The organism is Glaciecola nitratireducens FR1064 (assembly GCF_000226565.1).
Taxonomy (GTDB): domain Bacteria; phylum Pseudomonadota; class Gammaproteobacteria; order Enterobacterales; family Alteromonadaceae; genus Glaciecola; species Glaciecola nitratireducens.
Genome location: NC_016041.1, coordinates 1600191 through 1620051 on the forward strand (window position 1 = coordinate 1600191; position 19861 = coordinate 1620051).

The 19861-nt window shown below is 41.7% G+C and carries 15 protein-coding genes, 1 tRNA gene and 1 pseudogene; 11 read left to right on the forward strand and 6 right to left on the reverse strand.

Going from position 1 to position 19861, the window contains the following annotated elements; all coding sequences use genetic code 11:
• Window positions 1–39 precede the first annotated feature (39 nt).
• The 3 genes from recQ (at window position 40) to GNIT_RS07020 (ending at window position 4696) form a co-directional block, all read left to right on the forward strand.
• Window positions 40–2244 (forward strand): DNA helicase RecQ, encoded by a 2205-nt coding sequence (gene recQ, locus GNIT_RS07010; RefSeq protein WP_014108468.1) that lies wholly within the window; start codon window positions 40–42, stop codon window positions 2242–2244.
• A 101-nt stretch (window positions 2245–2345) separates the two neighbouring features.
• Window positions 2346–3803 carry an MFS transporter gene (locus tag GNIT_RS07015; protein ID WP_014108469.1) on the forward strand — a complete coding sequence of 486 codons (1458 nt, stop codon included), beginning with the start codon at window positions 2346–2348 and terminating at the stop codon, window positions 3801–3803.
• A gap of 149 nt (window positions 3804–3952) precedes the next feature.
• On the forward strand, window positions 3953–4696 hold the full coding sequence (locus tag GNIT_RS07020) for a proteasome-type protease (RefSeq protein ID WP_014108470.1): 744 nt from the start codon (window positions 3953–3955) through the stop codon (window positions 4694–4696).
• Window positions 4697–4824: 128 nt separating this feature from the next.
• On the opposite strand, the gene metG is transcribed toward GNIT_RS07020, so the two are convergent.
• Complete coding sequence (gene metG / locus GNIT_RS07025; RefSeq protein ID WP_041246337.1) at window positions 4825–6930, reverse strand: methionine--tRNA ligase; 2106 nt, start codon at window positions 6928–6930, stop codon at window positions 4825–4827.
• A gap of 120 nt (window positions 6931–7050) precedes the next feature.
• On the opposite strand from metG, the gene apbC reads away from it, so the two are divergent.
• Both apbC and dcd read left to right on the forward strand, forming a co-directional pair.
• The gene (gene apbC, locus GNIT_RS07030; RefSeq protein ID WP_014108472.1) at window positions 7051–8184 is read left to right on the forward strand and encodes an iron-sulfur cluster carrier protein ApbC; all 1134 of its coding nucleotides are present in this window, start codon (window positions 7051–7053) and stop codon (window positions 8182–8184) included.
• Between the two features lie 108 nt (window positions 8185–8292).
• A complete protein-coding gene (gene dcd, locus GNIT_RS07035; RefSeq protein ID WP_014108473.1) occupies window positions 8293–8892 on the forward strand; it encodes a dCTP deaminase in 600 nt (199 codons plus the stop codon).
• A gap of 14 nt (window positions 8893–8906) precedes the next feature.
• On the opposite strand, the gene GNIT_RS07040 is transcribed toward dcd, so the two are convergent.
• Window positions 8907–9590, reverse strand: coding sequence for a 2OG-Fe(II) oxygenase (locus GNIT_RS07040; protein WP_014108474.1), 684 nt, complete (start codon window positions 9588–9590; stop codon window positions 8907–8909).
• A 147-nt stretch (window positions 9591–9737) separates the two neighbouring features.
• On the opposite strand from GNIT_RS07040, the gene GNIT_RS07045 reads away from it, so the two are divergent.
• The 4 genes from GNIT_RS07045 (at window position 9738) to GNIT_RS07060 (ending at window position 14532) form a co-directional block, all read left to right on the forward strand.
• A tRNA-Pro gene (locus GNIT_RS07045) sits at window positions 9738–9814 on the forward strand.
• Window positions 9815–10032: 218 nt separating this feature from the next.
• Window positions 10033–10797: a substrate-binding periplasmic protein gene (locus GNIT_RS07050; RefSeq protein ID WP_041246338.1), complete on the forward strand. Its 765-nt coding sequence runs from the start codon at window positions 10033–10035 to the stop codon at window positions 10795–10797.
• 235 nt (window positions 10798–11032) lie between these two features.
• Window positions 11033–13996, forward strand: a complete 2964-nt coding sequence (locus GNIT_RS07055) for an ATP-binding protein (RefSeq protein WP_014108476.1) — start codon at window positions 11033–11035, stop codon at window positions 13994–13996.
• A 59-nt stretch (window positions 13997–14055) separates the two neighbouring features.
• Window positions 14056–14532, forward strand: coding sequence for a DUF2721 domain-containing protein (locus tag GNIT_RS07060; RefSeq protein WP_014108477.1), 477 nt, complete (start codon window positions 14056–14058; stop codon window positions 14530–14532).
• A 36-nt stretch (window positions 14533–14568) separates the two neighbouring features.
• Here the strand turns inward: GNIT_RS07060 and modC are convergent, their stop codons facing one another.
• From modC to GNIT_RS18085, 4 genes and pseudogenes are all read right to left on the reverse strand, one after another.
• Window positions 14569–15675, reverse strand: a complete 1107-nt coding sequence (modC, locus tag GNIT_RS07065) for a molybdenum ABC transporter ATP-binding protein (protein ID WP_014108478.1) — start codon at window positions 15673–15675, stop codon at window positions 14569–14571.
• Between the two features lie 2 nt (window positions 15676–15677).
• Window positions 15678–16373, reverse strand: coding sequence for a molybdate ABC transporter permease subunit (gene modB / locus GNIT_RS07070; protein WP_014108479.1), 696 nt, complete (start codon window positions 16371–16373; stop codon window positions 15678–15680).
• Window positions 16374–16451: 78 nt separating this feature from the next.
• Window positions 16452–17261: a molybdate ABC transporter substrate-binding protein gene (gene modA, locus GNIT_RS07075; protein WP_014108480.1), complete on the reverse strand. Its 810-nt coding sequence runs from the start codon at window positions 17259–17261 to the stop codon at window positions 16452–16454.
• Between the two features lie 85 nt (window positions 17262–17346).
• A pseudogene (locus GNIT_RS18085) lies at window positions 17347–17442 on the reverse strand (methyl-accepting chemotaxis protein); the annotation flags it as partial.
• A gap of 158 nt (window positions 17443–17600) precedes the next feature.
• Between GNIT_RS18085 and GNIT_RS07080 the strand changes: the two are divergent.
• Both GNIT_RS07080 and GNIT_RS07085 read left to right on the forward strand, forming a co-directional pair.
• Entirely contained in the window at window positions 17601–19514 is a 1914-nt protein-coding gene (locus tag GNIT_RS07080) for a M1 family metallopeptidase (RefSeq protein ID WP_014108481.1), read from the forward strand.
• Between the two features lie 93 nt (window positions 19515–19607).
• Complete coding sequence (locus GNIT_RS07085) at window positions 19608–19799, forward strand: hypothetical protein (RefSeq protein ID WP_014108482.1); 192 nt, start codon at window positions 19608–19610, stop codon at window positions 19797–19799.
• Window positions 19800–19861: the final 62 nt, after the last annotated feature.

Consider the following 19861-nt stretch of genomic DNA (forward strand, 5'->3'; position numbering starts at 1 on the left):
AATCGCAACTTATTACCATTTACGGACAGTTTTTTTAGAATGACCTTACCCACTAGCAGCAGTAAATTGGAAAACGCCCAAGCGATCCTTAAAGACGTATTTGGATTTGATTCCTTTCGTTCCACCCAGCAGGGAATTATTGAAAGTGTGCTTGAACATAACAATACTCTGGCCATTATGCCCACTGGTGGCGGAAAGTCTCTGTGCTACCAGATTCCAGCGATTGTATTCGATGGTCTGACAGTTGTCATATCGCCCTTAATTTCACTAATGCAAGATCAAGTAAGACAATTGGTGGAGCTCGATATTTCTGCAGGCGTATTAAATAGCTCGCTCAGCAGTGATGAATATCAAAACAATCTAGTTAGTTTAAAGAATGGTGAAATTAAACTGTTGTTTTTAGCACCTGAAACTGCGCTTCAACCGAATATCCTTAGTTTATTACAGAGTATTCATGTGGCGTGTATTGCCATTGATGAGGCACATTGTATTTCGGAGTGGGGACATGAGTTTAGACCAGAATACCGCCAGTTAGATCAGCTTGTATCGCGCTTCCCCGACGCAGTGACGGTCGCACTTACCGCTACAGCAACGCCTAGAGTCAGAGAAGATATAAAACGTCAGCTTAATATAAGTAACGAAAGTGAGTTCATCGCAAGCTTTGACCGTCCCAATTTGTATCTTGAAGTAGCACCGAAGGAATCAGCATACGCGCAGACCAAGACTTTCATAGACAAACATGCCAAACAGTCAGGCATTATTTACTGTCAATCACGCTCTGGAGTAGACGACTTAACAACAAAGCTTAAACAGGACGGCTACTCTGTACTGCCTTACCATGCAGGTTTAAATAATCAAAAACGTGCTTCAAACCAAGAGAAGTTTGTGCGCGATGACGTTGATATTATTGTTGCAACTATTGCCTTTGGAATGGGTATTAACAAGCCCGATGTGCGCTATGTGGTGCATTACGATTTACCTAAAAATATTGAAAGTTATTATCAACAAATTGGGCGTGCCGGTCGAGATGGTGACGATGCTGATTGCCTACTATTATTTGGTTACGGTGATACCGGTAAAATTCGGTTCTTTATTGACCAAATGAACAACGAGCATGAAAAGCGGCTTGCCACCATGCACTTAAATCAGATGCTGGCGTTGGCCGAAACGGAAGAATGCCGAAGACTACCGTTATTGCAGTACTTTGGTGAGTCTGAAGTTAGTGAAACCTGCGTGAAATGCGATAACTGTTTGAGTGACGATAAGCAGAAATCTGATTTAACCGTGCCAGCGCAGAAATTTTTATCTTGTGTGCATAGAACTGGGCAACGCTTTGGCGCCGCGTATATAGTTGACGTGCTGCGTGGTTCAAATGCGGAAAAGGTGCTGCAAAACCAACACAATTTATTGTCAACCTACGACATCGGTAATGAGCTAGATAAAAAACAATGGATAGCACTGTCGCGACAGCTTATTCAAAAGAAATTATTGCGTCAAGATGAACAATTTGGTGGTTTAAAGTTAACTCAGTTAGCAACTGATGTATTAAAAGGCAAGGTGCCTTTTTACGCTATGCTGCAGCAAGCAGTGCCTGAAAAGCGATCATCAACATCAAAGTCAGATGTCATTGGCAACAGTGAGCTTATGGCCATATTGAAAAGCGAACGAAAGAGGATTGCAGACCAAGCAAATGTGCCTCCTTACGCTATATTTGCCGATAGAAGCTTACAAGAAATGGCGTATTATTTTCCTCATTCAAAACAAAGTTTACTGCAAATTCACGGTGTAGGTAGCGCTAAGTTGAGCAAGTATGCAGATTTGTTTTTGTCAATTATTGCAGAATTTTGCTCGCAGCATAATTTGCAAGAGGTTCCAAACGCCCAAAGTGCTAGTGCTCAGGTGAAAAAGGCAGTTGCCAAAACGTCTAGTGTCAGCAGCAAGACAAAAGGGGTTGTGGAGGAATTTGAAAATGGCAGTTCGGTTGCAAACTTATCACGCTTGATGAAAGTTAAAGAAAATACAATTTATAGCCATTTGTATAAGTACGCCCAGACCGCAAATAGAATGGATAAACCGGAGCGATTAATAGAAGAAGCAAAGCTAACTGAAGCACAAGTTTTAGAGGGGTGTGCAGCATTTGAAGAACATGGTAGTGAAAGATTGAAACCGGTGTACGAAGCGCTAAGTGAGAAGTTTAGTTATGAGCAGCTGCATTTGCTAAGAGTGTTTTACTTGCAAAGCTGAATGTCAAACGCGTTAGTTGTAATCCCCCAAATTAGTGTCTATGCTGAGCCACCAAATAGCTATTGCCATGCGGGCACAGCGATAAAATATATCACTCGAATATGCCAAAACGTCAACCAGTAAAATCTCAGCAATCACCTACAGAGCTAGGTGATACCAGCGAAGCAAGCAGATTGCTTGAACGACGAAAAGAACAAAAATCGCTGCTACGAACAACGCTAAGATACTCTCAGAAAGAAGCGTTGGCTTCTTCGGCTATGACGGCAACTAGCGACAACTTTTTTAATGCTTTTGCTATCTACTTGCAAGCCAGTATGACCCAGTTGGGAATATTGACCGGAATACCGCAATTGTTTGGCGCAATTACTCAGATTATTTCCATTTGGTTGGGTAATCATTTTTGCCGTAAAAACATCATTATCGGTTCGGCAATTGCGCAGTCTATTACCCTATTATCAATGGCCGCTGTGGCGGTTTTGAGACCAAGCAATGGAATTTGGTACTTTATTGCCTTAGCCCTGATGCATCATGGTTTACTCAATCTTATTCAGCCTCAGTGGCGGGCTTGGATGGGAAGCATTGTGCCAGCAAATCGAAGAGGTTCCTTTTTTGCATTGCGTACGCGCATCATTATGTTTGCTTCACTATGTGTATTTCTTGCCGGAGGTGCACTATTAACTGCTGTCGATAAAATTGACTTAACTTGGCTCGGATTTTCATTATTGTTTGTAATTGCAGCCGTAGGCCGATTAAATTCAGCGTGGTTATTTTCAAAGATGCACGATGAGCATTTGCAGCCAAGCAAAGTTGCGTTTGTGCAAACGTTGATCGCGTTTAAAGAGGCGTGGCAAGACCCGGTGTTTAGACAATACAGTTTGTTAGTTGCCACGATGCAGTCCATGGTAGCGATTTCAGCTCCGTTTTTTGCCGTGTATATGCTAGCGCATTTGGAGTTCACTTATTTAGAATTTGTTTTAAGCGGGATTGCGTCAATTGTGACGCAGTTTTTCACCTTAAAATTTTGGGAAAAATTTAGCGATCAATTCGGTAATCGCTTGGTCATTATGGTCACGAGCGGGGCAATAACCTTAATACCTTTACTCTGGTTATTTTCTGACAGTTTCATATACATAATTGCTATTCAATGCTTTTCAGGTTTGTGGTGGAGCGGATTCACCCTTAGCACTGCAAACTACTTATATGATATTCGCCCTCATCATAGTAACTTCGCCACTTATGCCGCGACACAGGCAGGTCTTGCTGCCGTGCTAGTTTTTGTTGGTTCGTTGCTTGGTGGAATTGTCGCCTCTTACGCTAATGCTTTTAACGAGTGGAGCGGTTTGTCGCTTTGGTTGAGTAGTTCTTTATTTATCGTCTTTATTTGCTCTAGCCTAGGGCGATTACTTGTTTTCTTTTATTTTATCCCTAATTTGCAAGATACTGGCATTCGTCAGCGACCTAAGATGCTATCTTTAGTGTTAAGAGTTGCGAGGTTTAACGCTATTTCAGGAGTGAATTTTGATTGGTTAACGGTGGTAAAGAAAAAACCAGAGGAATAATTATTAATCAAAGCGACACTGGTATCTATAAAGAAAAATTAAGTACAGCAGTTAAATATAAAAATTAATCAAATAACCACTATCTATTATTACTAAAATCTCAATGACTTGTTAGACTTTAGTCTTTGATACTTATAAAGGAACCTAATGTGACCTACTGTTTGGCTGTCAATGTAAACAAAGGCATGGTGTTTGCCTCTGATTCTCGCACGAATGCAGGGGTCGACTATGTTGCCTCGCACAGCAAAATGCGCACCTTCATTTTTAAAGGAGACCGCAGCGTCTATGTCTTAACGTCAGGCAGTTTGTCAACGTCACAGGCAGTGGTTAATCGTATCGCTACAGACTTGGAAGATCCGGATGCTGAGTTCAATTTACTTAAAGCAAATCACATGCACGAGATTGCTGATTATGTCGGTCGCTTGAGTCAGGCCCAACAAGCTAAGCATGAAACTGCTATGAAAAAAAGCGACATTAGCAGTGAGTCTAGCTTTATAGTAGGAGGCCAAATTGCTGGCAAAGAGTGCTCTATTTTTCACGTTTATCCTCAAGGTAATTACATCAAAGCATCCCTCGAGACTCCGTATTTACAAATAGGTGAAAATAAGTATGGTAAACCCATATTGGATAGAGTCATTGCGCTCAATACGAGCTTAGAAGATGCTGCACGCTGTGCCCTTGTCTCACTCGATTCTACTATTCGCAGTAATATTTCTGTTGGCCCACCAATTGAACTCGCGATCCACACTAACAATGATTTAGATGGTCCTTATCAAACTATTTTTAACGTTAATTCCCCGATGTACAAGTCTTTACAAAAACAGTGGAATGAAGGCTTGAAACGCGCGTTTAAAAAATTGCCGCGTTTTGAATGGGAAAAGCCAAGTTCTTGAGTAACGACACAAATATCGTTTAATTGTGCTCTTGAAAATATGGCAACAATAAAAAAGGGATCTAAAGCTAGATCCCCAATTTCATCGCAAGCGAGACAGCATTTGCTTGCTTAATTGCTCACTGCTATTTATTTAACCTTCATGCCAGGCTTGGCGCCATCGTGCGGCTCCAGAATAAACAAGTCACTGCCGCCAGGTCCTGCAGCTAAAACCATTCCTTCTGACATACCAAATCGCATTTTTCTAGGCGCTAGGTTTGCAACCATGACGGTCATTTTGCCGACTAAATCTTCTGGCTGATAGGCAGACTTAATGCCAGCAAAAACTTGCTTAGTTTCACCGCCCAAATCAAGCTCTAAGCGTAAAAGTTTATCGGCTTTTTCAACGTGTTCAGCTTTTGCAATGCGGGCAACTCGTAAATCAATTTTGGCGAAGTCTTCAAAGCTGATTGTTTCAGCAATTGGATCGCGCTCGAGGGGCGATAAGCCATCATCAACAACAACATTCACATCCTTTGCTTTAGCGCTTTTTTTGCTATCAGTTTTAGGTGTATCGGCTTTGGGTAAACCTAAGTTATCTTTTGAATCCTCGATAATCGCATTCACTTTGTCCATTTCAACTCGCTGTAGCAAAGCTTTAAATTTGTTAATCGGCTGCCCTAACTTAAGTTCTTGTGCGCTTGCCCAAGTAAACTCGTCGTTTAAGAATGCTTGCGCTTGTTCGGATAGTTTCGGCATCACCGGCGTGAGATACACCACGAGTATTCTGAAAAGGTGAATACCCATCGAGCATACGTCATGCGTTAGCGTCTGTTTGGACTCATCTTTAACCGTTACCCAAGGCGCTTGAGTATCAATATATTGGTTGGCTTTGTCTGCAAGCGCCATGATGTCCCGCATTGCTTTGTGATAATGACGCGCTTCAATATAGCCAGCAATCGTTTCGCTCGCATTTTGAAACTCAGCCAATAATTCAGGAGCCTCTATGTTGTCAGATAACTTTCCATCAAAGCGCTTGGTTATGAAGCCTGCGCAGCGACTTGCGATATTAACCACCTTGCCCACTAAGTCTGAATTGACTTTTAACACAAAGTCTTCAAAATTTAAGTCGATGTCTGTAACTGAATCATTCAGTTTAGAGGCGAAGTAGTAACGTAAATACTCTGGATTCAAATGCTGCAAATAGGTTCTTGCTTTAATGAATGTGCCTGTCGATTTTGACATCTTTGCACCATTGACCGTCACAAAGCCGTGAATATTGACGCCAGTCGGTTTTCTAAAACCTGCACCCTCAAGCATTGCCGGCCAAAATAAACAATGGAAGTAGGTAATGTCTTTGCCTATAAAGTGATAAAGCTCAGTATCCGTGTTTGTTGCCCAGAAAGGAGCATCATCAATTCCGTTGCTCTCACAGAAGTTTTTAAAGCTAGCCATGTACCCTACAGGCGCATCTACCCACACATAAAAGAACTTGCCAGGCGCATTTGGAATTTCAAAGCCAAAGTAGGGCGCGTCACGGCTAATATCCCACTGCTGTAGGCCTTTTTCGAACCATTCTTCTAGTTTATTCGCCATTTCATTTTGAATAGCGCCAGAACGTATCCATCCCTTGAGCATGCTTTCAAATTTAGGCAAATCAAAGAAATAATGCTCGGAGTCTCTTAAGATAGGCGTTGCACCAGATACCACTGAGCGCGGGTTGATAACCTCTGTTGGATCGTAGGTTGCACTGCACACGTCGCAGTTATCGCCATTTTGATTTTTAGCGCCACAGCTCGGGCAATCACCCTTGATAAAACGGTCTGGCAAAAACATTTCTTTTTCAGGATCATATAACTGGCTGATGACGCGTTTGCTTATATAGCCGGCTTCATCTAAACGGTTATAGACTAATTCACAAAGTTCCTTGTTTTCTTCAGAATGAGTCACATAATAGTTGTTATAGTCTACGTGAAAATCTATCAAATCTTGATGATGTTCAGTGCGTGTCCGCTCAACCATTTGTTCCGGCGTGATCCCTAGTTCTTGGGCTTTGAGCATCACGGGTGTACCATGCGCATCGTCTGCACAAACGCTGTAACATTCGTGACCGCGCATACGTTGGAAGCGCGCCCATATGTCCGTTTGAATATGTTCTAAGAGGTGACCTAAGTGAATAGAGCCATTTGCATATGGCAAGGCACTAGTAACTAGTATTCGACGCTTTGGAGCAGGTTGTGCTGAAGTAGTAGACATAGATGATTTTTAGTCAGTTTCACAAAATTTAAATATGCGCAGATGGTAGCCCAAACAATGTCAATTTGCATTACGTAATTGCTTGATTCGGGGTGTTTTACTGCGTTTAAGGAGCAATGCGTGTTTTTTTCGAGAAACAAACAGGAAAGAATTCAGGAAATTGAGCAAGCCATCGCCGGTTTTTATGCCATTGATGGGTTGCCAGCGAATGCCGATGCAATAGTGGCATTAGCCGATCGTGAAAAGTATGAAGCCGGCAAAAAACAAAACATAGAGATCAGTTTAGGGTTTACAGTGAAAAGCACACTGGAAGCGTTGAAAAACAAATTGCGGCAGAGCTTACCTGCGCTTGCCGAGTGTAAAATAGACGTTGTGTTTAATGTCCCGATTACTGAAGCCAAATTACCGCCAATTCCTAACGTAAAGAATGTGATCGCAGTTTCTTCTGGGAAAGGCGGAGTGGGTAAGTCGGCAACCAGCGTAAACCTTGCATACGCATTGCAAAAAGAAGGGGCTCGCGTGGGTATTTTGGACGCTGATATTTACGGGCCGTCAGTGCCAATTATGCTGGGTAACCCTAAAGCCCATCCTGATAGTCAAGACAATCGCACCATGTATCCGTTGATGGTTGAAGGCATTGCTGCTAATTCTATTGGCTACCTAATTGACAGCGAGAGTGCCGCTATATGGCGCGGCCCTATGGCGACAAAAGCACTAAAGCAGCTGATTTACGAGACAAAGTGGCCACTGCTCGATTATTTGATTGTTGATTTGCCACCGGGTACGGGTGATATTCATTTAACGCTGTCACAGCAAGTTCCTTTGTCTGCAGCAGTGATAGTCACAACGCCGCAAACCATTGCTACAGCAGATGCTAAAAAAGGCATTGCGATGTTTGAAAAGCTGAATATACCGGTGCTCGGTATCGTTGAGAATATGAGTTACTTTGAATGTAAATGTGGCGAAAAATCGTATCCGTTTTCACAAGGCGGATCGCTTGCGTTAGCCGAGCAACATCGAATTGACGTTTTAGGTGAACTGCCTTTAAGTAACGATATTAGAGAGCATGCTGATAATGGGAAGCCAATAGTAAATGCGCTTGCTGAAAGCAGCGTCACCAGCATTTATCTGAGCATCGCCCGCAAAGTGTCGATAAAAGTAGGAACAACGTTACAGTCGCATCAGCTGACTAGAGAGCAAAAAAACAGCTCGGCAAATAATGGCGTTAATATACAAGTAGTAAATAAAGAATAGCTAAGCGTTAAACTGCGGCTAATAGCTTGTTGCAACCTGCGTCAAGTGTGATCATAATACGGCACAGCTGATTTCAGCGTTAGATAACAAAGTTTGGGAAAACACAGCATGCGTTTATGTGACAAGGATATTTACCGGTATATTCAAGAAGGGAAAATTAAAATTGACCCTACGCCTGATTATGATCAAATTAGCGGCGTGACGGTGGATGTTCGCTTAAGCAATAAGTTTAGAGTGTTCCAAGATCATGCAGCTCCTTACATCGACTTGAGCGGCGCAAAAGAAAGCGTTCAGAAAGCGCTTGATTCGGTAATGAGTGACGAAATAACGATAGGTGAAAACGACTCGTTTTATTTGCATCCTGGGGAGTTGGCGATTGCCGTTACGCATGAATCAATTACCTTACCTGACAACATCGTAGGGTGGTTAGATGGTCGTTCTTCGTTAGCAAGATTAGGCTTAATGGTGCATGTGACAGCGCACAGAATTGACCCCGGCTGGTCAGGGCAAATTGTTCTGGAATTTTTTAATAGTGGAAAATTGCCGCTGGCGCTTAAGCCAAAAATGAAAATAGGTGCCATTAGTTTTGAAATTCTCAGCGGCAGTGCTGAAAAACCTTACAATGCTAGAGTTGACGCTAAATACAAAGATCAGGCCGGTGCAACAGCTAGCCGGATCAGTTCTGATGATAAAACTGTCAGAAAGTAAAGTGCAAGATTAACCTATCTCGGCGGGTCAACTCTATCCGCTGAGCTTGCATTGATTCGATACCAACCAGCAATCGAGTAGCGGTCGCGTTGTGCAGGCAGTACTTCGTGAGGAAATTCTTCACTCAAAAAAATTGCTAGTGTGCCAAGCGCCGGCACAACCTTCAGCCCCTCAGTATCAAGCTCGTCTTTATAAAGAACTAATTCACCGCCATCGTCAATTTGCCAATCGGGATTCAGATAGGCAACAACCGACAAAATGCGATTAGCTTCGCCTTTAAAAGCATCTTTATGACGTTTGTAAAAGCAGCCAGCAGCATAATGCGCAAAGTGACTTTCAAAAGAGAATAATCCTAAAAATAAGTGCCGATTTAGATATTTTTGCAATTGATTGGTCCACTCGAGCCATTGCGCGCCAGCGTCACTTTTACCCGTTATCCAACATATTTCATCTCGCCTTACAAAATCATTGCGCATATGTTCACGCATTCTGCCAATACCGGCTTCTATAAACGAGTCGGATGACATCGTAGTAACGTGGTGTAATAAATGGTTGGACAAATCAAGCGGCAGTGCGAAGGGCTGAATGCTGTAGCCTTTTTGTGTTAAATCAGTAGCAACTTGCTCAAACAGCCTTTCATTTTGTTCTTCTATGAGTTGAACTGGCGTTTGAAGTTGATGAAGATTTACAACTTGCATAGGATAAACTTATGATTAAAAAAACATCTTTTACAGGTGAAAGTAGGGTTTGACAAGGAATATGTGCACGCTATTTGGATAAAACTCAGATAAAAACAAAATAACGGTGGAATTATACAAGGCAATCAATATAATACGCGCTTCGGTCGGTGTGTGGCGCAGCTTGGTAGCGCACTTCGCTGGGGGTGAAGGGGTCGTAGGTTCGAATCCTATCACACCGACCAATTACGAAGTGCCAAATAAAACGTCTTGTTTCCAAACTCATCCGCTCACATCACCTAAACCATCATGGTTATGCCTAATCTTATTATTTGATACAGCTCATATGAATCCGCAGGACAGGATTTAGCCCGTGTTAACTTAGAAAAAGCGGCTGTTGAATAGATTAAGTAAGTCGTTTATCCTACATCACTCACGTTTTCACTTCTTAATAAGCGAAAGTATGAAACGATGTTCTAACATTTTCGTTGCTCTTTTTACCAGCATGTTGGTTTTTAGTGGCGACTGCCAGTCATTTAAAAATGAGCCTTCTCCAAGTTTAAACTTTGGTTATTCCGAGTTCGCGCCCTACACTTATACTGATGAAAATGGAATGGCGAGTGGAGAAGTCAGTAACATTATTCGAAAAGTGGTGTCTGAGTCAGACTTTGAGTTCGAAGCTATTCCTGGACCGAATCGTCGCTTGTTCAGAAGTCTTGTGACAGACAACATTGACTTACTGATGGTTGTGCCCTTTGAACATCCGGATTCTCATAAACTAATATTTGGTGAAAAGGTTTTTGATATTCTGGAGATATCCGTTTTTTGGTTAGAAGGAAATACGCCGCCGATTAATTTGATGAGTCAACTACAAGGGAAACCTCTTATTACCATCGCTGGTTATAGCTACGGCGGCTTATTTAGGGGGGAAGGGGCATTGGTGACAACGGAACGCTTTAATTCGGAAAGTCATCCTCAAGCTTTAAAAGCGCTTTCTCTCGGGCGAGCACCATACCTATTGTCGTATCACAAGCCGGCCATGTTTTATTTTGAACCAGAACCAAACGTGAAGTTAAGCTCCCATACGCTAGAAGTTCTCCCTCTCGTACTATCTATTCGACGCAGCTATCCGAATGCTGAAAAAGTGTTAAAAGAACTTGAAACGCGTTATGCAGCGCTATTTCCAGAGCGTTTCCTAGAATTAAACCCAAATTTGCCCAAAGACTAATTTGATTCAGTTTAATCCATATAGCTATTGAATTTTTTACAGATACTCCCTAGCACTGGATTGTTTACAAGCATCCAATTTCAGGATATAACTTATAGCCAAGATCGCTAATTAGTTAATAGAGAACGCTATCCCCAGCTACTTACCCAATGATCGCCTTTACAAATTCTTTTTGCCAACCTCATTGGCGACACTTTTTATTCTAATCGTTTTATCAATGATATTTTTTAACAGAATGACCAAACAAGACGTAAATGACGGCGTTTGGTTGGATATGACGCAAGCTCTTAATAACGGTGAACAGAGGCTCAATTCAGCATTAGAGAACTATCGAAAAGATCTTTTCATCCTCCACGATTCTCCGCCTGTTCTATCGTTTGAACAACAATACATAAGCGGCGCTTTACCAAATGAGCAAGCCGCGACTGAGGTGAATGAGCAAAAAGCTCAGCAAATGTTTATTGCTTTAATGAAGCAATCTCGAGAAATTGATCAGGTTCGACTTATTGACGTTCAAACGGGGCTTGAGCTAGTAAAAGTTGATCGGACTGTAAGTGGGCAGATCGTCGTTATTCAAAATCAACTTCAAGATAAAAGCGGTAGAGATTATTTTGAAATATCTAAAACTCTATTAGAAAACGAATATTACATTTCCGGTATAACGCTAAATCGCGAATTTGGTCAAATTGAAACGCCTATTATTCCGACCCTTCGTTTAGCCATGCCTGTGCGGGTAAACGAAGCGCCCCCCAAAACGATATTGATTGTAAATATCAACGCGCATCATTTATTAAGGGATTTGACGAAATCAATCGATGGGCGTTTTCAGACATATCTGTTGAATGATAAGCAAGAATTTTTAATTCACCCAGACGCTGATGTTGCATTTAGGCAGGAATTTGACGGTGAAACAAACTTATCCATGTTTTATCGATTAAGCAAAGACGCTGACTCACGCTTTGGTATTATCACTGAGCAAAATACAGAAGAAAAATCCTATATTTACGCTGAAAAAAAGTTAGTTATTGCAAGTGAAGCTAAGCCCCTCATCTTTAATTTATTGCTCAGCATGGACACTCAGGAACGCAATGAATTAATCAAAGAGAGACGAATAATTCAGACGATTTTCATTAGTGTGGTTGTTATCTTCTTAGTTGGTTTGCTTGTATTTTTTAATCTTTATATGAAAAGAAAGGCGCAACTAACGCGAGCTCAATCAGAGTACAAAGCCATTATTGAAGGCACAAATGATGCGATTATCAGTATCTCTGTTGCGAATAAAGTTACTACTGTGAACAACGCTGCTTTATCGTTATTCAGCAAAACACGCGGTGATTTCGAGAACAAGTACTTTGATGATTTCGTGTTCTTTCAGAACTTTTCAATGAAAAGCTTAATTAATGATGTGGTGTCATCCAAAAAAGCGGTTTCAACTGACGTGGTTTATAGCAGTCCTAGTGGTGAAAAACAGTTAACGCTGAACGCGTCACCAGTTTCACTCAGCGATGGCGATGTTGAAGGTGTCGCCGTGATTTTTAGTGACGTGACTGCGCGATTCGAAGCTAAGCAAAAAATTGAAACCACCAACCGCTCGCTAGAAGAGCAAGTTAGGCAGAGAACAAAAGAGCTAAACAAAGCGAAAAAGCAAGCGGAGGCAACGAGCCATACTAAATCCTCTTTTATCTCCAACGTTAGCCATGAAATGCGAACTCCACTCAATGGCATTTTAGGAACATTAGAGCTTATTCGTGCGGAGGGGCTGAATGATAATCAGCTTGGTTATATGAATTTAACCGATATCAGTATTACCAACTTATCAAATCTCATTAATGATATTTTGGACTTATCAAAAATTGAGGCCGGTAAGCTTGAGTTTCGACATGAAAATATTGACTTGCTTGCAACACTTGAAGACACCGTCGCATTATTTCAACCTTTGACGGCAGCTAAGGGGGTGAAACTGCATCTTGATACTGCGGGTCTCGATATTCTCAATTATTATGGCGATGGCCACAGAGTGAAGCAAGTGTTAAACAACTTGTTAAGCAATGCAGTCAAATTTACCGCAAAGGGTTCAATTGTTGTTGTTGCACGCAGTCAAATTGTCGGTAAGAGGATAAGTTTCGGGTGCAGCGTAATAGATACTGGGGTAGGTATTGCCAAAGTTAAGCACGAACAAATATTTGTTGCATTTGACCAAGGTGGTGTCAATACAGCGCAAACTTATGGCGGAACGGGTTTGGGATTATCAATAACCAAACAGCTGTGCAAATTAATGGATGGAAAAATTTGGTTCACATCGGAGCAGAGTAAAGGTACCTGTTTCTCGTTTGAGATAAGTTCTGATGCTGGGGATTTATTAACTAGCAAGACCGCTCATAAAGACCCTCTTTTATTAGGCGGCCTGAATATTTTATTATTGCTCGATGACCAGCAAGAATATAGCATCGTGAGAGGAAATATCGAATCGATTGGTGGAAACTGCTTCAATGAAGTCGAATCAAATTGCGTTGATATTATACTTGCTGATGAAAGTCTCCCTGACTTATCGATTATTCAGGAAAAACTCTTAGCAAAGTTTAATGGCGCAGCTGTTTGGCTCGACTACTGCTCTTCCGAAAATCGAGCTTTGCAAAGCTCTTCGCAGAACAAATCAGCGTTAACAAAACCATTTTTCATGACTAAATTCTGTGAATTACTGGCTCCTCATTTTCCGCAAAATAAAGCATTGCAGACTCTGTTTGCAAATTTGGAGTCTAAGATTGATCTAGCGTCTATCGATTTTTCGGGCATAGAAAAGGGTTTGATTTTAATTGCTGATGATAACGAGATTAACCTAGCGATACTGCGCGGAATGCTCGAAGACACTCCATTTACTGTGTTTACTACTAAAAATGGGCAAGAGGTAATTGATTTCTTAAATAAAACAAACAAGTCAGAGTTAAAAGTTGATTTGTTATTGTTAGATTGTAACATGCCGATCATGGACGGTTTTGAGTGTGTACATTTAATTCGTGACGGACAAGCGGGAGAAGAAAATAAGGCATTGCATGTTATTGCCGCAACCGCCGATGCTATGCTGGGAGACCGAGAAAAGTGTTTAGCAGCAGGAATGGATGACTATATTGCAAAGCCCATTAGTAAAAAGGTGCTTTTTGCACATATTAATGAATATTGGATTCAAAAGCAGAATAAGTGACCGTTTCTTTACAAACAGCGTCTATCAACACTACTAAAAATAACTGAAAAGAGTTGCCCGTGGAATCAATCATAACGCCCAATGCCGTCGAAATTATTCAACTAGCCTTAGCACCTATATTTCTTATTGTGGGTATCGGAACACTCGTAAATGTGGCGACTGGCAGAGTAGCAAGAGTGATTGACCGAGCACGCTGGTTTGAAGATTTAGCACGCGAACAGCCGGCACGAATAGACCGTCGAGCCAAGCATGAAATTCGAACGTTGAATAAACGTATGCGCTTGGCAAATTGGTCTATAAACTTTCTGATTGCTTCAGCTCTCGTTATTTGTTTTGACGTTATTTTATTGATGGTCAACGGTTTGATCAGCACAAGTCTGGACACCGCAGTGTTAGTGACGTTTATGATCAGTATTCTATTTTTAACCGGCGGGCTTATTGCCTTTTTCTTTGAGGTAAGTTTAGCAACAGCTTCTTTAAAAATAAGTGCAACAAAGTTTAGGCAGATTAACGATAGTCAACAGCTAACTAAATAGTGTGCTTTGCTTTAAATGTTTAATTAGATTGCAGTATCAACTCATAATCGCAACAGACTTTATTTGCGCCCATATTTTCATTCCTACCATCAGAAACAAATCATCGATTGATTTTCGGGTGACTTGCGCTACAACTTCGGTACGCATTAACTCAACCGTAACGAGTGCGCTTGCGCCATTTTTATCCATTTCGATACCCGCAATTCTGCCCTCTAAGCGGTTCAGAATGGTGCTTTCTTTTTCATCTTTTAACGATAAACTCACATCACTAGAGAGAATACGAAGCCTAAGCGCTTTGCCCACGGCTTGATTCTGATCCTGAAGCCAAAGGACGTTGCCATTAAACTCTGCTTTTACGAGATTCCAGCGCTCATTTTTTTCAATTACCTTCGCTTGTATAATTGTGCTCGTTTCTTGTCTATAAATATGAGGTAATTGGGCGCTCGAAAAAACGTCGTTGATGCTACCTTGAATGACCACTTTACCTTGGTGGAGCACAATGACATGGTCTGCCAACTTACAAACTTCTTCAGTTGAATGGCTTACGTAAAGCATGGGTAAGTTAAACATATTTTGCAGTGCCGCTAAGTAAGGCAGAACGTCCTGTTTGCGAGCATTGTCCAAGGAAGCAAGAGGTTCATCCATAATGAGCATTTTGGGTTTAACTAACAAAGCGCGTGCAATCGCTACCCGCTGTTTTTCACCGCCAGACAATTGCTCTGGTTTGTGCAGCAGCAGATGTCCGATATCTAATGCACTAATAACTTCTTCTAAAAATGAGTTTTTTACTTTCTCATGACTGCGTTTAACCGCAAATTGCAGATTACCTTTTACATTTAAGTGATCAAACAAACGCGCATCTTGAAATACGAATCCAAGCTCACGTTTATAAGTAGGTACACAACGTCCGCTATCTAACCAAATGGTGTCGCCAATGGACAATAAACCTTTTGCATTTTTTTCTAGCCCTGCGATGCATCGAAGCAAGGTTGTTTTACCACTGCCTGACTCGCCTAAAATTGCGGTAATACCTGTACTAGGGAATTCGCTATTTACCTCAAGTTCGAATACTTGAGAGTCGCTGTGCAGACTCGCTTTCAAATTAGCAATAATGTTGGATGACGCGCTTTTAACCGAGCTCATAATCAACGTCCAATTCTAAATTTGGCAGCAATACCGCGCTTCTGGAAACTGTATAGCAGCAATAGTGCGATGAAGGAAAAGCCAAGCATAATAGCCGAAAGGCGGTGAGCGCCAGCGTATTCTAAAGCCTCGACTTGATCGTATATTTGGATTGAAACAACTTGAGTTTCTGTTGGTATGTTGCCACCAATCATCAGAACGATCCCAAATTCACCAACAGTGTGAGCAAAACCTAATATAGCAGCGCTAATAAACCCAGGCTTGGCGAGCGGTAAAATTACATGAAAAAACGTATCTAGGGGTTTTGAGTGGAGCGTAGCGGCCGCTTCCAAAGGTTTTTTTCCAATCGCTTCGACTGCGTTTTGAATCGGTTGGACAACAAAGGGTAAAGAGTAAAATAGTGAAGCAATCACGAGACCCCAAAAAGTGAAGGGCAGGAGTCCTAAGCCAAGTTCTTGAGTAAGTTGACCAATGGGACCATTAGGGCCCATAGCGATGAGTAAATAGAATCCTAAGACGGTAGGGGGTAACACAAGCGGTAGGGCAACGATAGCGTTGATTGGTCCGCGCAGCCAAGACTTGGTTTTTGCTAACCAAACGGCAATGGGTGTGCCCACAATTAGCAAGATCAGAGTAACGGTAAACGCTAGCCTAATAGTGAGCCAAATTGCATTGATATCAGATTCTGTAAGGGCCATGCAAATTCCTTGTTAGCAAAACAGCGCTAATTGCTCCGAGCAAAATGTAATAAACTGTTTATTTAGCGAACTGTCTTTCTAATCAACAGTGTAATGGTGTGATTGTATGATGTTTTTCGCTTCATTGCTTTTCAAAAATTCATAAAAAGCAACTGCAGCTGAATTATTCTCAGCACTGCTAAGTAAAACAGCGTCTTGTTGTATCGGCTTGTATAACTCTTCGGGAATTAACCAGTATGATCCATGATCGGGTTTTTGCGAATGGGAAATAAAACCGATATCAGCATTGCCTGTTGCAACAAATTGGTAAGTTTGAGATATACTTTCTCCCATCACCCATTTCGGCTGTGTCTGCTCAAGCAACGACAAATTAGTTAAAACATCAACCGCTGCCTGACCATAAGGTGCAAATTTAGGATTCGCCAGCGCTACTTTTCTGAACGCGTTAGTTTCTAAAATCTCAGGCGAATTATTCACTAGCAATGGCGTGGAAGACCACAGCACCAGCTTTCCTCTGGCATAAGTAAATCGTTGGTTTGCGCTGGCTTTTTCTTTTTTAATAAGTTCCTGAGGCTTGCTTTGATCAGCAGAAAGAAACACATCGTAGGGCGCACCGTTAATAATTTGCGCAAAAAGCTTTCCGGACGCGCTATAGGAAACGAGTACCTTGATGGATGTTTGCTGTTCAAATTGTGCTTTTAGCTGCTGCATCGGTTTAATGAAGTTTGATGCCACCGCAACCCTTACTTGTCGCGGATTTTCGCTAGAGTAGAGCGTAGACGATGCGCTTGCATTCGCATCAACTAGATTAAGCGCCTGTAAAGGCTTGCACAACATCGATATAAACATCACACCGAATGTGAGAGCGATGGCCGCAATAGATTTCATGTTTGAATTTATATATCGCTATAAGACGCAAATTGACAATCTAAAGATGATAACAGCAATGCACACTCGGTGTCTTTGTTTTAAGGCGCCCTTGCTCGCCAGCACGGGCCGCTTCAATCGCTGCGTTTAAGGCAAGTAAATTCGTTTGATCAGAAATAGCTTGAATAGTAGAAAGCGTACCAGCAATGGTATCTGTGTTTGTTGTTAACGAATGATTTCCTTTGTAACGCTGGTTACAAGGGTTGTTGTAATGCTCTATACTGGATGGCGCATTAATATTAGATTTTGAAATATTATATAATTAATAACAAATCAAAAATTTAACGATGGAAAAACTAAATGAATAATATTTTTAGATTAAGTACCTTAGCTCTGGTTATCGCTTTGGCAGCTTGTTCCCCTGCAGAAAATGCACCTTCGGATGTTACCGAAAATAAGCTTAACAAAGATACGCAGAATCAAATCGCACCCACTGCCGCTATTGATGTTAGCAAGGACTATCATTCATATGCTAATCCAGACGAAGTGTTAGTGACACACCTGAATCTTGACTTAAGCGCCGATTTTACTGTGAAGAAACTGACCGGGAGCGTTCAAGTCACTGTTAAACGTCAAAAAGAAAATGCGGATGAATTAATACTTGATACACGTGATTTAGCGATCCTTAGTGTTACCAGTAGTGGTGAAGATGTTCCCTTTGACTTGAAGGCGGCTGACGAAAACCTGGGGGCTGCGCTTCATATCACACTGCCGAAAGGCGCTGAGACAGTAACCATTAATTATGAAACGTCACCCGCGGCATCAGGTGCACAATGGTTAACACCAGCGCAAACAGCGGGTAAAAAGCATCCGTTTTTGTTTACTCAAGCGCAAGCTGTTCATGCCAGAAGCTTCATTCCACTGCAAGACTCACCGCAGGTGCGTGTAACTTATACTGCAACAATTAGAACCCCTAAAGAGCTCCTAGCGGTTATGAGCGCGTCAAATGACCCTGATACTGAGCGAGATGGTGTTTATGAGTTTAATATGCCGCAGCCTATTCCTTCATATCTGATTGCCCTTGCTATTGGCGACCTACAATTTAAGTCTATGGGGGAGCGCACGGGTGTTTATGCTGAGCCATCGATATTGGATTCTGCAGCTGCTGAATTTGAAGATACAGAAAGCATGCTAATTGCAACGGAGAATAAATATGGTCCATACAGTTGGGACCGTTATGATTTATTAATTTTACCTCCTTCGTTTCCGTTTGGGGGCATGGAAAATCCAAGATTATCCTTTATCACACCAACTGTAATTGCCGGTGATAAAAGCTTAGTTTCCTTAATTGCACATGAATTGGCGCATAGTTGGTCAGGCAATACGGTCACAAACGCGACATGGCGTGATCTATGGCTGAATGAAGGCTTTACCACCTATTTAACCTATCGCATTATGGAAATGATTTACGGTGAAGATCGCTATAACATGGAGGCGGTGCTTGGTTATCAGGACCTACAGGCAGATATAGAGTCCTTAGAACCGGCTGACCAAATCCTTGCTATCGATTTACGCGGCAGAAACCCAGATGATGTATTTTCCAACATTCCATATGAAAAAGGCGCACTATTTTTACGCGAGATTGAACAAAAAATTGGTCGTGATAATTTTGATAAATTTCTGTTGAGTTATTTTGAGCGTTTCTCATTCAAAAGCATTACAACCGATGAGTTCATTGCTTACCTAGATGAAACCTTGTTGCAACAGTATGCCGATAAACTTGATAAATCACGCATCAATGCTTGGATTTTTGAGCCCGGTATCCCCGAAGGAGCACCAGTGCCAGAGTCGGATGCTTTTGTAAAAGTGGATAACTCCCGAGAACAGTGGCTAGCAGGGAACAGCAGAGCCAACGATATTGAAACCAAAGATTGGACCGTGCACCAGTGGTTGTATTTTTTGAACAACATGCCGGAACGCTTGGACGAAAAGCAATTGGCCGAGCTTGACGCTGCATTTTCTTTAACAAAGAGTAAAAATAATGAAATTGCGCACAGTTGGTTGATGATCGCTGTAACGAATGAGTATAAGCCAGCATATGAACGTTTATATAGCTTCTTAACCAGCATTGGAAGAAACAAGCTAGTGAAGCCTTTGTACCGTGAGTTGTCCAAAACACCAGATGGTAAAGCGTTTGCAAAAAAAGCGTTTGAAGAGGCTAAACCTGGTTACCATCCTCTAACGGTCAGTGCGAATGAGGGATATGTAGAGTAATCGATATTTTTTGCCGTTAAGAAGAAAATAATTTGTTTTACATGTGTGTCGGATTTTCTGATGATGCAGTTTCCTGATTAACGGCTAAGTGTTATGAGTAAAGATTACAGATTTCGCAAAGAAGAGACAGACGACTTCGATCAACAAGATTGGATAGTCGGAAAGCAGAGGGACGAGAGTAAAGTTGAGCAAACAAAAGCTGAATTGATGCGCAAAAAACGCGCCAGTAAGCTCTTAGCTGACTCCCGCAATAAGCATGTCGACGATGGCGATAATATGCATTAAGCTAACATTTTTGCTGAGATGTAACATTAAGCGTTGCACTTATTGTCAAAAGCACGATATAA

Bases quoted from the DNA above. Each gene is read 5' to 3' on its own strand.
- recQ (WP_014108468.1), top strand. From the start codon at position 40: ATGACCTTACCCACTAGCAGCAGTAAATTGGAAAACGCCCAAGCGATC.
- GNIT_RS07015 (WP_014108469.1), top strand. From the start codon at position 2,346: ATGCCAAAACGTCAACCAGTAAAATCTCAGCAATCACCTACAGAGCTA.
- metG (WP_041246337.1), bottom strand. From the start codon at position 6,930: ATGTCTACTACTTCAGCACAACCTGCTCCAAAGCGTCGAATACTAGTT.
- dcd (WP_014108473.1), top strand. From the start codon at position 8,293: ATGCGTTTATGTGACAAGGATATTTACCGGTATATTCAAGAAGGGAAA.
- GNIT_RS07040 (WP_014108474.1), bottom strand. From the start codon at position 9,590: ATGCAAGTTGTAAATCTTCATCAACTTCAAACGCCAGTTCAACTCATA.
- GNIT_RS07050 (WP_041246338.1), top strand. From the start codon at position 10,033: ATGAAACGATGTTCTAACATTTTCGTTGCTCTTTTTACCAGCATGTTG.
- GNIT_RS07055 (WP_014108476.1), top strand. From the start codon at position 11,033: ATGACCAAACAAGACGTAAATGACGGCGTTTGGTTGGATATGACGCAA.
- modC (WP_014108478.1), bottom strand. From the start codon at position 15,675: ATGAGCTCGGTTAAAAGCGCGTCATCCAACATTATTGCTAATTTGAAA.
- modB (WP_014108479.1), bottom strand. From the start codon at position 16,373: ATGGCCCTTACAGAATCTGATATCAATGCAATTTGGCTCACTATTAGG.
- modA (WP_014108480.1), bottom strand. From the start codon at position 17,261: ATGAAATCTATTGCGGCCATCGCTCTCACATTCGGTGTGATGTTTATA.
- GNIT_RS07080 (WP_014108481.1), top strand. From the start codon at position 17,601: ATGAATAATATTTTTAGATTAAGTACCTTAGCTCTGGTTATCGCTTTG.
- GNIT_RS07085 (WP_014108482.1), top strand. From the start codon at position 19,608: ATGAGTAAAGATTACAGATTTCGCAAAGAAGAGACAGACGACTTCGAT.